This is a genomic window from Lysobacter sp. Hz25 (genome assembly GCF_046097045.1).
Classification (GTDB): Bacteria; Pseudomonadota; Gammaproteobacteria; order Xanthomonadales; family Xanthomonadaceae; genus Lysobacter; species Lysobacter antibioticus_B.
The window spans coordinates 2,451,176-2,463,773 of the sequence record NZ_CP175666.1 but is presented as its reverse complement, the minus strand read 5'-3'; the positions used below and the strand labels follow the sequence as shown (position 1 = coordinate 2,463,773).

11 protein-coding genes are annotated in these 12,598 nt (G+C 67.1%); 4 read left to right on the top strand and 7 right to left on the bottom strand.

What is annotated here, in order from left to right; all coding sequences use genetic code 11:
* Positions 1 to 109 precede the first annotated feature (109 nt).
* A complete protein-coding gene (locus tag ACKN61_RS10285) occupies positions 110 to 736 on the bottom strand; it encodes a glutathione S-transferase family protein (RefSeq protein ID WP_408953377.1) in 627 nt (208 codons plus the stop codon).
* Entirely contained in the window at positions 697 to 1,116 is a 420-nt protein-coding gene (locus tag ACKN61_RS10280; RefSeq protein ID WP_408953793.1) for a pentapeptide repeat-containing protein, read from the bottom strand. Before ACKN61_RS10280 ends, ACKN61_RS10285 begins: the two co-directional genes overlap by 40 nt.
* Positions 1,117 to 1,281: 165 nt before the next feature.
* On the opposite strand from ACKN61_RS10280, the gene ACKN61_RS10275 reads away from it, so the two are divergent.
* The 3 genes from ACKN61_RS10275 (at position 1,282) to ACKN61_RS10265 (ending at position 5,657) form a co-directional block, all read left to right on the top strand.
* Positions 1,282 to 3,069 (top strand): M14 family metallopeptidase, encoded by a 1,788-nt coding sequence (locus ACKN61_RS10275; RefSeq protein WP_408953376.1) that lies wholly within the window; start codon positions 1,282 to 1,284, stop codon positions 3,067 to 3,069.
* A 299-nt stretch (positions 3,070 to 3,368) separates the two neighbouring features.
* On the top strand, positions 3,369 to 4,226 hold the full coding sequence (locus tag ACKN61_RS10270; RefSeq protein ID WP_408953375.1) for an endonuclease/exonuclease/phosphatase family protein: 858 nt from the start codon (positions 3,369 to 3,371) through the stop codon (positions 4,224 to 4,226).
* Positions 4,227 to 4,277: 51 nt separating this feature from the next.
* On the top strand, positions 4,278 to 5,657 hold the full coding sequence (locus tag ACKN61_RS10265; RefSeq protein WP_408953374.1) for an esterase-like activity of phytase family protein: 1,380 nt from the start codon (positions 4,278 to 4,280) through the stop codon (positions 5,655 to 5,657).
* A 488-nt stretch (positions 5,658 to 6,145) separates the two neighbouring features.
* Here ACKN61_RS10265 and ACKN61_RS10260 read toward each other — a convergent pair whose 3' ends face one another.
* Positions 6,146 to 6,760 (bottom strand): YdeI/OmpD-associated family protein, encoded by a 615-nt coding sequence (locus tag ACKN61_RS10260; RefSeq protein ID WP_408953373.1) that lies wholly within the window; start codon positions 6,758 to 6,760, stop codon positions 6,146 to 6,148.
* A 45-nt stretch (positions 6,761 to 6,805) separates the two neighbouring features.
* Complete coding sequence (gene thpR, locus ACKN61_RS10255; RefSeq protein ID WP_408953372.1) at positions 6,806 to 7,390, bottom strand: RNA 2',3'-cyclic phosphodiesterase; 585 nt, start codon at positions 7,388 to 7,390, stop codon at positions 6,806 to 6,808.
* 158 nt (positions 7,391 to 7,548) lie between these two features.
* Between thpR and ACKN61_RS10250 the strand changes: the two genes are divergently transcribed.
* The gene (locus ACKN61_RS10250) at positions 7,549 to 8,085 is read left to right on the top strand and encodes a nuclear transport factor 2 family protein (protein WP_408953371.1); all 537 of its coding nucleotides are present in this window, start codon (positions 7,549 to 7,551) and stop codon (positions 8,083 to 8,085) included.
* A 103-nt stretch (positions 8,086 to 8,188) separates the two neighbouring features.
* Here ACKN61_RS10250 and ACKN61_RS10245 read toward each other — a convergent pair whose 3' ends face one another.
* The 3 genes from ACKN61_RS10245 to ACKN61_RS10235 form a co-directional block, all read right to left on the bottom strand.
* Positions 8,189 to 9,190, bottom strand: coding sequence for a TauD/TfdA family dioxygenase (locus ACKN61_RS10245; protein WP_408953370.1), 1,002 nt, complete (start codon positions 9,188 to 9,190; stop codon positions 8,189 to 8,191).
* Positions 9,191 to 9,256: 66 nt separating this feature from the next.
* Positions 9,257 to 11,509 carry a DUF5916 domain-containing protein gene (locus tag ACKN61_RS10240; RefSeq protein ID WP_408953369.1) on the bottom strand — a complete coding sequence of 751 codons (2,253 nt, stop codon included), beginning with the start codon at positions 11,507 to 11,509 and terminating at the stop codon, positions 9,257 to 9,259.
* Positions 11,510 to 11,559: 50 nt separating this feature from the next.
* Entirely contained in the window at positions 11,560 to 12,516 is a 957-nt protein-coding gene (locus tag ACKN61_RS10235; protein ID WP_031373173.1) for a TauD/TfdA family dioxygenase, read from the bottom strand.
* Positions 12,517 to 12,598 lie beyond the last annotated feature (82 nt).

Below are 12,598 nucleotides of genomic sequence, written 5' to 3'. Positions count from 1 at the left end.
CCGCCTGAACCGGTTTGGCTTGGCTAGGTTCGGCTGGGTTTGGCTAGGTTCGGCCGGTCCTGCTCGGACTACCCCGTTCAGATCGCCGGCGTTGCCGCCGTACAGCGCTTCAAGCCCATTCGGTCAGCCCTTCGCGCTCGTACACCGCGGCGAAGCTCGGCCGCGCCTTCATGCGCTGCGCGAACGCGCCCAGGTGCGGCCAGTCGTGCGCCGGCCGCGGCATCTTGCGGGTCCAGCGCATCAGCATGGTCAGGTAGAAATCGGCTGCGCTCAGGCGCTCGCCGAGCAGGTACGGGCCCTGCTTGGCGAGTTGCGCGTCGAGGCGTTCGCAGGCGGCCTCGATGCGCGCCTGCGCACCGGCACGCACCGCCTCGTCGTCGGCCTGCAGGTCCCATGGGTACCACCACAGGCGCAGCGGCGATTGCAGGGTATTGGTGAGGTTGAAGATCCACTGGTTGTATTCGGCGCGTTGCGGGTCGTCGAGCGCCGGCGCCAGGCCGGCCTGCGGATGACGGTCGGCAAGAAACATCGCCAGGCCCGCGGCTTCGTAGCGCGGCTGTCCGTCGACGATCAGGGTCGGTACCACGCCGTTCGGATTCAGCGCCAGGTACTCGGCGTTCTTGTGCGCGCGGGCTTCCATATCCACCGCTCGCAGTTCGTGCTCGATCCCCATCTCGATGAGCAGCCAATGGACGACTAAGCTGGCGGTGCCGGGCGAATAATAGAGCGCGTACATGCGGTGGACTCCGGAAGTGAGGGCGACAGTCTAGGGGAGCGATGGAAGTTGCGGGGGTTGGATGCTTGGACGCAGAGCAGAGCGAAAGCAAATCCCCCCTGCCCCCCTTTTACAAAGGGGGAACAGCGCTGACGGGGCAGGAATAAGTCGCCTTCCCATGAAGTCGCCTCTCCGAAAGTCGCCTCTCCGAAAGTCACCCCTCCGAAAGTCGCCTCTCCGAAAGTCGTCCCTCTGAAAGTCGTCCCTCTGAAAGTCGTCCCTCTGAAAGTCGCCCCCTTTGAAGAAGGGGGCTGCGCGCTGCGCAAGTCCGATGCATTGGCGAACCCCGATCGCGCGGGAGATTTGCTCTGCGCTCGCGAGCGACCACCGAAGCGGCACATCGCATGATCGCACCACCCCATTCCCCCACCTTCTCCTCGGAGCCGCCCTCCTGACAGCAGGCTGTCAGCAGTCTGCGTATTTGTGTGCGGATCGGGCCCTCCGGGCCAATCCAGAGGTGCGGTTCTTCGCTACCATGCGGAGCGATTCCGGGGAGAACCGATCCGATGCCACGTACCGCCACACGCACCGTCCTGGTCGCCGCGATGCTCGCGGCCGCCACCACCCCGCTGCATGCCGCCGCAGCCAACGACGCCCTGACCACCGTCGCCGAGCGCAGCGGCTTCCTCAAGACCGGCCGCTACGACGAAGTGATCGCGATGTGCGCGTCCTTCGCCAAGCGCTACCCCGACGCGGTGCGCTGCGAGGAGTTCGGCACCACGCCGGAAGGCCGGCCGATGAAGCTGCTGGTGGCGACCCGCAGCGGCGCGTTCACGCCGGCGCAGGCCCAGGCCAAGTCGCTGCCTGTCACCCTGATCCAGGGCGGCATCCACTCCGGCGAGATCGACGGCAAGGACGCGGGCTTCCTCGCGCTGCGCCAGATCCTCGACGGCGAGGCCGCGCCGGGCGCGCTCGACAAGCAGGTGCTGCTGTTCGTGCCGGTGTTCAACATCGACGGCCACGAGCGCTTCGGCCGCTGGAACCGTCCCAACCAGCGCGGCCCCGAGGAAATGGGCTGGCGCACCACCGCGCAGAACTACAACCTCAACCGCGACTATCTCAAGGCCGATGCGCCGGAAATGCAGGCCATGCTCAAACTGGTCGGCACCTGGGACCCGTTGGCCTACATCGACCTGCACGTCACCGACGGCGCCAAGTTCGAACAGGACGTCTCGATCCAGGTCGAACCGGTGCACTCCGGCGACGCCGCGCTGCGCCCGGCCGGCTTGGCTTTGCGCGACGGCGTGATCGAACGCCTCGCCAAGCAGGGCTCGCTGCCGGTGTCGTTCTACCCGTCCTTCATCGAAACCGACAACCCGGCCTCGGGCTTCGAAGACGCGGTGCCGCCGCCGCGCTTCTCCAACGGCTACATCCCGCTGCGCAACCGCCTGGGCATGCTGGTCGAAACCCATTCGTGGAAGGACTATCCGACCCGCGTGCGGATCACCCGCAACACCATCGTCAACGTGCTCGAACTGGTCGCCGGCCACGGCAGCGACTGGCGCCGCGAAGCCCTGGCCGCCGACCGGCGCGCGCAGGCGCTCGGCGGCCAACCGGTCGCACTCGACTACAAGGCCACCGACAAGGTCCGCGACGTCGCCTTCCGCGGCTATGCCTATACGCGCACACCGTCGGAAGTCTCCGGCGCACTGATGACCCGCTACGACGAGACCAAGCCCGAGGTCTGGAACGTAAAGCTGAAGTACGACATCCAGCCCAGCCGCGTGGTCGAAGCCCCGCGCGGCGGCTATCTGGTGCCGGCCGCGCAGGCGCCGTGGGTCGCGGCCAAGCTCGACCAACATGGCGTGAGCTATCGCCGCCTGGGCGCCGCGCTCAAGGATGCGCGGGTCGAGACCTTCCGTTCCGACAAGACCGAGTTCGCCGCGCAATCGGTCGAAGGCCACCAGCGCGCCACTTTGAGCGGCGCCTGGAAGCCGGAAAACCAGAGCCTGGTCGCCGGCGCGCTGTTCGTGCCGATCGCCCAGCCCAAGGCGCGCGTGGTCATGGCCCTGCTGGAACCGCAGGCGCCCGATTCGCTCGCGGCCTGGGGCGAGTTCAACAACGCCTTCGAGCGCAAGGAGTACATGGAGGACTACGTCGCCGAGGAAGTGGCGCGCGAAATGCTGGCCAAGGACCCGAAGCTGAAGGCCGAGTTCGAGGCGAAGATCAACAACGATCCGGCCTTCGCCAAGAGTCCGCAGGCACGCCTGGACTTCTTCTATCGTCTGCATTCGGCCTGGGACGTTCGCTATAACCAGTACCCGGTGGTGCGCACGCAGCAGGTGCCGCGCTGATCGTCGGCGCGCGCTGAAGTAACGACCCGCAACGCGCGGAGCCCCAGTGGCTCCGCGCGTTTTTTCGTCTCGCATCCAGGTGTAGGCGCGGCGTAAGCCGCGACCGCCGAAGCCAGGACTCAACCGGTATCGCGCGGCAACCGGAACGAGGTCGCGGCTCACGCCGCTCCTACACTCGCGGACTTAGGCCGCGTTATGCTCGATGCCTGTCCCGATCGGAGCGTCGCATGCCCGTGCGAACCTTGCCGTTTCCGGCGCTTTCCCTGGCTCGGTGCCGCATTGCATCGGCGCTTGCCGTATTGACGCTGCTGGCTGCCATCGCAGCGCCGCCGCAGGCGCTCGCCACCGAAAACACCGCGCGCGTAGAAACCCGCGCGACCACCGTGACCGTGCTCAGCTTCAACCTCTGGCACGACAAGGGCGATTGGCCCAAGCGCCGCGCCATGATCCTCGCCGAGATCAAGCGCCTGAAGCCGGACGTGATCGCCCTGCAGGAAGTGCTGCAACGCGACGGCCTGCGCAACCAGGCCGAGGACCTCGCCGCCGCGCTCGGCTATCGGGTGCAATTCGTCTCGGTCGACCCGCCCGACGCGGTGCGCCGCTACGGCAACGCCCTGCTCACCCGCAAGCGCCCCGAGACGCGCGAGATGCGCAAGCTCGAACCGCTCGGCGACTACCGCACCGCCGCGCATGCCCGGCTGCGCCCGGGCCCGCCGCGTACCCGCATCGACGTCTACGCCACCCACCTGCACAACGACCAGGGCGGCGGCGCGGTCCGCGCCACGCAGATATCGAGCCTGCTGAATTTCATCGACACCACCGCCCAGGGCAGCTACGTGATCGTCGCCGGCGACTTCAACAGCGATGCCGACTCGCCGGAACTGCGCGCGCTGGCCGCGCGTTATCGCGACGCTTACGGCAATGCCCACCCCGATGCGTCGAGGAATATCGCGGCCCACACCACGCTCAACCCCGCCTACCTGCCGGCGCAGCGCATCGACCACGTCTTCTACGACCCGATCGGCTTCGAACTCGTCGAGGCCCGCGTCGTGCTGAAGCAAAGCCGCGAGGGCGTCTGGCCTTCCGACCACTTCGGCCTGCTGGTCAAGCTGCGCACCCGGCCCAAGCTCGTCACCCTGCGCGCGTCACCGAACTGACACTTGCGGCGACTAGCGTGGGTGGGTTCCCCTGCCCCGCCGGAGCCCCGCATGATCCGTTCGACCCTGACCTCGTTGTTGCTCGCCTGCGCCGCGACCGCGTTCGCCGCCCCCGCCATTGCCGCTCACTGGTCGCTGACCGACCTCGTCGAAACCCCGGCGACCCAGCGCGATGCGGTGCGTCTGCCGCCGGGCACGCCCGACCAGGCCAACCTCAACCGCTTCGGTTTCTATTCCGACCTCACCTATAACCCGCGCGACGGCTACTGGTACGCCCTGTCCGACCGCGGCCCCGGCGGCGGCGTGATCGACTACGCCACCCGCGTGCAGCGCCTGCGCATTCCCTACGACCGCCGCAGCGGCCGCATCGGCCAGCCCATCGTCGACAAGACCGTGTTGTTCAGCGCGCGCCGCGGCGACAGCTTCAACGGCCTCAACCCGCAGCTGCTCAACGGCGATGCCGCCAAGCTCGGCCTGAGTTTCGACCCGGAAGGCTTCGCCGTGGGCCGCAACGGCCACTTCTACGTCGCCGACGAATACGGCCCGAGCCTGTACGAATTCGCCCCGAACGGCCGCTTCCTGCGCGCCTTCGCCACGCCCGCCAATCTGCAGCCGCGCAACGCCCAGGGCCAGCTCGACTACGTCGGCGACCGCAAGCTCGTGGTCAGCGGGCGCCAGGACAACCGCGGCTTCGAAGGCCTCACCCTCACCCCGTCCGGCGACAAGCTGTACGCGGTGATGCAGGACCCGCTGGTGCAGGAAGGCGCCAACAACGACGGCCGCCGCAGCCGCAACGTCCGCATCGTCGAGTTCGACCTGCGCAGCGGCCGTTCCAACGCCCAGTACGTCTACCAACTCGAACCGATCGCGACCTTGAACGCGCTCGATCCGTCCAGCGACGACGATTTCTCGGCGACCCACCAGGGCCGCAGCATCGGCCTCAGCGCAATCCATGCCTTGAGCGACCGCGACTTCCTGGTGCTCGAGCGCGACAACCGCGGCCTCGGCGTCGAAGTCACCGCCGCGCCGTTGCACAAGCGCGTGTACCGGATTTCGTTGCGCGGCGCGACTAACGTCGCCACGCGCTCGCTGGCCGGCAGCAACGACCTGCCCGCCGGCGTGCGTCCGGTCGACAAGGCGCCCGAACTCGACATCCTGGCCGCCCTGCGCAGCGCTGGCGCCCACGATATCCCCGAGAAACTCGAAGGCCTCGCGATCGGCCCGCGCCTGCGCAACGGCAAGCACCTGGTGCTGATCGGCAGCGACAACGACTACAGCGTCACCCAGAGCGGCGCCGGCGAGCAGTTCGAAGTTTGCGTCGACCGCCGCAGCGGCGAACGCGCACAGGTTCCGCTGGATGCCGATTGCCCGGCCGGCAAGGCGCGCATCCCCGGCACCCTGGTCGCCTTCGCGGTCGATTTCCGCCGCTGAGGCGGACGGACAGTCGCCTCCATCAGACTTGGCCGGCGTTCAGCCGTCGAGCACCTTTGCTGTTCCCCCCTTTGAAAAAGGGGGCTGGGGGGATTTGCTTTTCGCTCAGTAGCGTCGACCGATGCAGCCAAGCGAAAGCAAATCCCCCGCGCTGCATGAACCGTTACTCGATGAGCGCAACGCCGGGCGCTTGCCCCTTTTTCAAAGGGGGCAAATTGTCGCGGCGACGCGGCGAGTGGCGACTACCGACTACCGACTACCGACTACCGACTACCGATTAACGATTAACGATTAACGATTAACGATTAACGATTAACGGTTAACGGTTAACGGTTAACGGTTAACGGTTAACGGTTAGCGATTAGCGATTAGCGATTAGCGAAGCTTGCCAGCTCCACCGTGCTGTTCCCCCCTTTGCAAAGGGGGGTTGGGAGGATTTGCCTTTCGCCCAAATCGCAAGAATCGGCATATGCCGCGAACCCCGCGCCTCACTTCGCCATGTACTTCCAATTGCGCCCCTTGCCCTCGGCCATCCACTCCACGGCCTGGGCGACCCGCGCCTTGCGGGTGTCCTCGCGCTTCGCGCTCTCGATCCATTCGACGTAGTCGCGCCGCTGGCTCGGCGGAAACGCCTCGTAGGTCGCCTTGGCCTTCGCGTTCTTCTTCAGCGCCAGCGCGGCGGCCAGATCCGCGGGCAGTTCGACCGGCGGCTTGGGTTGCGCGCGCTTGCTCGCAGGACGGGTCACCCCGGCTTCGATCAAGGCCATCGCCTGCTTCACCAGCCGAGTAAGCTCGCGCTTGCCGGGCAGGTCGCCGATCTTGCTCAGGCGGCCGAACTGGCCCATCGCATCGCTGTCGGCGGACCGCTGCGCACCGCCGATGTTCGCGCCCTGCCAGAAGCCGAAGGTGGCGTGTTGCTTGAACGCCGCCATGCTGCACATCAGCTTGCCGCGGTAAACGAAACTCGGTATGCCCCACTTGATCGCTTCCTCGACCTGCGGGCAGGCCGCGTGTACGAGCGCGCGCAGGTGTTCGAGGATCGGCTGCGCGAACGGCGCCGCCTTGGCGATATAGGCATCGATGCGCGGATCGGGCTGGCTCATGGCGGTCGACCGTCGGTCTGGCGATGAGGCCTTATTCTGCGCCGCTTACGCGCTCAGCGGCCACTGCCCCAGCACGTCGTAAACGTTGCGCGAGCCGAGCTGGCTGTGGATCAGGACGAAGGCATCGACGCGCCAGTCGATGGCCTCGATGGCGAGCGGAGGATGCAACGGACGCGCGGCATCGCGGACGATGGTCACGTGCGGCACCAGGGCGCGCCCGGACTCGGCCCGCACGCCTTCCTTGGCCAGGGCCACGCCGAGCCGCTGGTACAGGCCCTCTAGGGCCTCCGGCGTGTGCTCGCTGCCGAGCCACCAGGGCACCGACTTGTTGCGGAAGCTGCCGGCGCGGTCGAGCCGCAGGTCGAACGCCGGCAGGACCAAGCTCGCCGCCGCGGCCTGCGCCCGCGCCGCGCGTTCGGGCTGGAACTCGGAAGCGTCGCCGAGGAATTGCAGGGTCAGGTGGTAACGGTGAGCGCCGATCAGGCGTCCGCCGGCGTCGTGTTCGCGGTGCAGGGCCGCCGCGACCGCGGCGATGCGCGCCTGGGTCGCCGCATCGGGCAACAGGGCGAAGAACAATCGATGAACATCGGGCGAAGCGGCCGGCGCCGCGAACAACGAGTCTTGATGCATGGCCGCAGTGTAAAGCCCGCGCCGCGGCCTGCCCATTACGCGAACTGGGTCGACTCCGCCGCACAGGCCCTGGGGCATGATGAGCGGGCCGCCGGCCGGCGGTTCGATAGCCTCGCGCGCCCGATCGCGGCGGCGCCCCCCAGCGAATGGAGTCCCTCATGAAGTCGATCCCGAATCTGTGCGCCCTCGCCTTGCTGGCGCTGTCCCTGCACGCCCATGCGCAGACGGCGCCGGCCGCGGCCCCACAGGGCTCCGACAAGCATGAGCAAGACCGACGCGCGCAAGCCAGACGCGAAATCGAGAGCATCGTCGAGACCTTCAAGGCCGCGATCATCGCCAAGGACTCGGCCACCCTGAAGGGCCTGTTCCTGCCCGAGCACAATTCCTGGATCCTGGTGTCTTCCGACGAAGAGTTCCGCCAGCGCAAGGCCAAGAACCCTAAGCTCAAGAAGCTCGAACCCGGCACCTACGTCGAGTTCGCCGAGCAGATGAGTCAGGGCAAGGAACGCTTCGAAGAGAAGTTCTCGAACGTGAAAATCGAAACCGACGGCGCCATCGCCAGCGTGCATTTCGACTTCGTCTTCCTCGAAGACGAGCGCATGACCGGCAAGGGCCAGGAAGCCTGGCAGTTGGTCAAGACCGAACAGGGCTGGAAGATCAACGCGGTGGTCTACTCCTCCTACCCGCTCAAGTAAGCCCGATGCTCCCGGCCCGCGCCGGGAGCATCGCCGGGCGGCATGCAGACGAGCGCTGCCGCACGTATTCGCTCAAGCCGTCGCCGCGCCCAGCGGGCGCGGCTCAGGCCGTCGCCGCAAGCGGCGCCGGTTCGTTCGAGGCACGCTCGGAGTACGCATCCAACAGGCTCGCGACGATCTTGCGGGCACCACTGAACGGCTTGCGCCCGTGCGCCATCTGCATGTTGTCGAGCAGCATCACGTCGCCGACCTGCCAGGGGAACCGGATCGAGGCACCGGCAAAGGCCTCGCGCACCGCCTGCAGGTCCTCGGCGGCGATCTCGCCGCCGTCGCCGTAATAGGCATGGCGCGGCAGCCGGTCGGCACCGAACATGTTGAGCAAGGAAGTCGCGACTTCGGCGCCGAGGTTGCTGACGTGGAACAGGTGCGCCTGGTTGAAGAACACGCGTTCGCCGGTCAGCGGGTGCCGCGCCGTGCCGTGGTTGGTCTGGGCGGTGCGCAGGGTTTGCGCGTCCAGCCACTCGTGGACGATGCCGTTGGCCTCGCAGAAGCGCGCGACTTCGCCGCGGTCGGAGGTCTGGAACACCGTCTCCCAGGGAATGTCGACGTAGGGCCGATAGTGGCGCACATAACGCACGCCACGCGCCTCGAAGCGGTCCATACGCTCCTCGCCGATGGCGGCGGCGACCCGGCGCATGTCGGCGATCGGGGTCTCGCCGCCGCTCTGCGGCGCCACCAGGCAGCAGAACGCAATCTTCAGCGGCCAGTCGCGCTGATAGGCGTTCTCGCAATGCAGGGCGATCTCCTGGTCGGGCGGGTACTCGGTGGCGGTGAACACGCCCTTGCCGACCGAACTGCGCGGGGTCGAGCGATAGGTATAGTCGAGCGCGCGCGGCGACACCGCTTCGCCGAAACCCTCGAAGTCGGCGACCGAAGCGACGTCGAAGCCGCGGAACAGCAAGGCGCCGTGTTCGAGCAGACGCTCTTCGATCAGTTCGCGGCGTGCCGAGACGAAGGCGGCCAGATCGCGCTCGCCGGCGCCGGGTTCGAATACGCGCGGTGCGCGGCCGTCGGCGAACAACGTGGTTTCCTTGAAAGCATTCATGTCCAGTACTCCTGTGAAACGCGGCGCCGCGGCAGCCGCCGCGGCGCATGACGATGTTGGCGCGGCTCAGAACCGGTAGCGGATCTTGGCCAGCAGTTGGTCGGAATCGCGCAGTTCCAGCGCGTCGGTGAACTGATCGTAGGTGCCGAGCGGATCGCGTTCGAGGAAGGTCGAGCCGCCGCGCGAATAGGCCACGAAGATGTCCGACTGCGGGCCGAGCAGGTAGCGATAGCGCAACTGCAGGCCGAAGTTGTTGACGTCGAAGTCCGCCCTCGCCTGCCCGCTCGCCAGCATCTGCCCGTTCGGCTGCAGGATGTAGCCCTGACCGCCGTCGGCCCGCACCGAAGCCCATTCGGTCTTCAGGCGCACCTCGTGATGCAGGCCCGGGAACCAACTCAGATTGAGGCTGGCGTAGTCGCCGCGCCGCGAGTAACGGCCGAAGTTGCGGCCGTCCTCCCAGATCAGCCAGTCGCTGCCGCGGTCCGGGCTGAAGATCAGTTGGGCATTGAAATCGTCGTTGGGATACCAGACCGCACTCAGCTCCAGCTCCGGCGTGGCCTTGCCCGACAGGCCCTGCGGCAGCATCGACAGCGCCGCCCCGTAGGTCCAGTCGCCGTAGCGGCGGCTGACGAATTCGGCCTCGGAGCGATAACGCTGCGAACGCTTCCACAGCCCGTTGCCGCGCGAGATCAGGTCGTCCCAACCGGAAGTGATCAGGCTGACGTTGAAATTCAAGCGGTTGCCGCTGCGGTAGTTGTAGTTGTTGACGATCGCCAGGGTGGTCGGCAGACGGTCGCCGCGGTCGTTGCTGCGCGCCTGCAAATCGGCGAACCAGCGCACGCTGCGCAGGTTCGCGTCCTCGTCTTTGACGCGGTGGACGTAGTCGGCGGCGAGCTTGACCTCGTTGAGGCTGGCGCGGCGCTGGTAACCCAGGTCGTTGAAGTCCAGGTGGTTGCCGACGTGATTGGCCTCGAAGCGATAGCGCCAGCTTTCCGACGGCGTCCAGTTGACGCGCATCCAGGCGCCGCTGTCGTTGACGCTGCGCCCGCGTTGGTCGATGAAGCTGCCGAGCACCTGGCCGTTGATCACCAGCGCATCGCTCGGCCGCCAGCTCATGTCGACCGCCTGCACCTGCGCGCTGCGGTCGCGGAACGGGCGCTCGGTGTCGGTGCCGAGCCAGCCGATGCTGAGCTTGTCGTGCACCGGGAACAGCAAACGCGCGGCGTAGAAATCGCGGCCGGCCTCGCCGTCCTCGGTGGCGGCGAGCACGCCGTAGCTGAGCCGGCCCAACGAGCCGTTGAGCTTGATCGCAGCGTCGATGTCGCTGGCGCCGCTGCCGTCGTCGGCATCGCCGCCGATGCGGCGGGTGTGGATCAACCGCCCCTGGTCGGGCGTGCTGAGGTCGAAGATGCCCTGGTTCTCGGTAAAGAACGGGCGCCGGTCGCTGAAGAAGGTCTCGATGGCGTCGAAGTTGATCACCAGGTCGTCGGACTCGACCTGGCCGAAGTCCGGGTTCACCGTCGCGCTGAGCTGGAAGCGCGGCGACGGCTTCCAGAACAGATCGACGCCGCCGTTGTACTTGGTGCGGCCGGTGATCATGTCGTGGTTGGCGGTGACATAGGGCCAGAAGTGCAGCAAGGCCTTGCGGTATTGCGGAATCTCCAGGCGCTCGAAGCCGGAGACGAAGCGGCCGCGTTCGATCGACACCGCCGGGTAGGACTGGCGCTCGCCGTTGCCGCCGAGCACGCGGCTGAAATACACCGCGATGTTGCGACTGGCCGAGTCGGTGCCGCGCATCGGCGCCACCGTCCACGGGATCAGCATCTCGACCTGCCAGCCGTTCTCGGTCTCCTCGACCGCCCAGCTCCAGTCGGTATCCCAGTCGTAGTTGGGCACGTTCTCGTTGGTCACCACGCCGTCCATGATCGAACCCGACAGGCCGACGCTGAAGGTGTAAGCGGTGCGGCCGTCGCCGTCGAAGTCGACCATGAAGTTGACGCCGTCGATGACGTCCTCCTGGTCGCGCTCCAGACGCGGCTTGACCCGCGCGAACGCCGGCGCCTGTTCGAGCACGAAGGCGACGACGATGCCGTCCGGCGTCGACAACAGGCGCGCCTGGGTGCCGCTGCCGCTGTCGGGCGCGGTCAGGCGATACGGCTCGGTGACCTTGAAGTCGTCGTAGCGCTTGGCCTGTTCCCATTCGGTTTCATCGAGCTTGCCGTCGATCACGATCGAGGCGTAGGCCGGTGAGCTGACCAACAGGGTCAGCATCAGCACCGAACCGGCGCGCAGCCGCGAGGTGGGAAAATCTGCAGTCATGTGGTGTCCAAAGGTGGGGCTGGAAGAAGGCGTGGCGCGTCGGGTCCGGATCAGGTCTCGGACAGGTAGGCGAGCGTCTTGCGTTCTCCCTTGAACGATTCGCGGCCGTGCATCATCAGGATGTTGTCGATCATCAGCAGGTCGCCGCGCTGCCAGTCGAACAGCAGCTTGCTGGCGTCGAGCGCGCGGCGCACCTCGGCCAGGGCTTCCTCTTCCATCGGCTCGCCATCGCCGTACTCGCACTCGTGCGGCAGATTGCCCTTGCCGACCATCTGCTCGTACATGCTGCGCAGTTGCGGGTTGAGCGCCGAGGGGTGCCACTGCTCGGCCTGGTTGAACCACACCTCCTGGCCGGTCTGCGGGTGGGTGACGAAGGCGTCGCAACGCGTGGTCACCCGCAGCACGCCGTCGGCCTGCCAGCGGCAGGTCGAGCCCTGCTCGGCGGCGATGCTCTCGACCTCGGCCCGGTCCTGGGTCTGGTAGGTGGTCTGCCAGTTCTTGCCGAGCGGGATGCTCGACTGGAAATTGCGCACGTAGTTGATGCCGCGCTCGCGCAGCTTGCGCACGATCTCGTCGGGCACCGCGCGCAGCACATCGCTGCTGTTGGCCAGCGAGGTCTGTCCGCCCGAGGCGGCCGGGATCACGCTGTGGAAGAACAGGCGTCGCGGCCAGCGCGGCAGATAGGACATCTCGTTGTGCAGGCTGATCACTTCGCTGGCCGGGTATTCGGTCGAGGTGTAGACGTCGGCGGCGACCCGGCTGCGCGGCGAATTGCCGCCGATGTAGTCGAAGGCCTGCGCGCCGAGGCGCTCGGAGCAGGCGCGGAAATCCTCGGCGCCGGCGAGTTGGAAGCCGCGCAGCAGGATGCCGCCGTGCTTGAGCAACCAGGCCTGGACCTGCTCGCGGTTCTGGACGAGGTAATCGTGCAGCGCCGCCTGGCTGGCATCGCCGGCGGGGGTGATCACGATCGGATGGTGGTCGGAGTTGAACAGCGCGTTGACGTTCATGGCAGGTCCCTGTCGTTCTTGAAATCCGTAGCGTTCGAAATACTGTGCGGTTGCGGTCTCGCCCGGCGCGATGCGGGCGCGG

Bases quoted from the DNA above. Each gene is read 5' to 3' on its own strand.
- thpR (WP_408953372.1), bottom strand. From the start codon at position 7,390: ATGCATCAAGACTCGTTGTTCGCGGCGCCGGCCGCTTCGCCCGATGTT.
- ACKN61_RS10240 (WP_408953369.1), bottom strand. From the start codon at position 11,509: ATGACTGCAGATTTTCCCACCTCGCGGCTGCGCGCCGGTTCGGTGCTG.
- ACKN61_RS10265 (WP_408953374.1), top strand. From the start codon at position 4,278: ATGATCCGTTCGACCCTGACCTCGTTGTTGCTCGCCTGCGCCGCGACC.
- ACKN61_RS10245 (WP_408953370.1), bottom strand. From the start codon at position 9,190: ATGAATGCTTTCAAGGAAACCACGTTGTTCGCCGACGGCCGCGCACCG.
- ACKN61_RS10260 (WP_408953373.1), bottom strand. From the start codon at position 6,760: ATGAGCCAGCCCGATCCGCGCATCGATGCCTATATCGCCAAGGCGGCG.
- ACKN61_RS10280 (WP_408953793.1), bottom strand. From the start codon at position 1,116: ATGTGCCGCTTCGGTGGTCGCTCGCGAGCGCAGAGCAAATCTCCCGCG.
- ACKN61_RS10285 (WP_408953377.1), bottom strand. From the start codon at position 736: ATGTACGCGCTCTATTATTCGCCCGGCACCGCCAGCTTAGTCGTCCAT.
- ACKN61_RS10250 (WP_408953371.1), top strand. From the start codon at position 7,549: ATGAAGTCGATCCCGAATCTGTGCGCCCTCGCCTTGCTGGCGCTGTCC.
- ACKN61_RS10275 (WP_408953376.1), top strand. From the start codon at position 1,282: ATGCCACGTACCGCCACACGCACCGTCCTGGTCGCCGCGATGCTCGCG.
- ACKN61_RS10235 (WP_031373173.1), bottom strand. From the start codon at position 12,516: ATGAACGTCAACGCGCTGTTCAACTCCGACCACCATCCGATCGTGATC.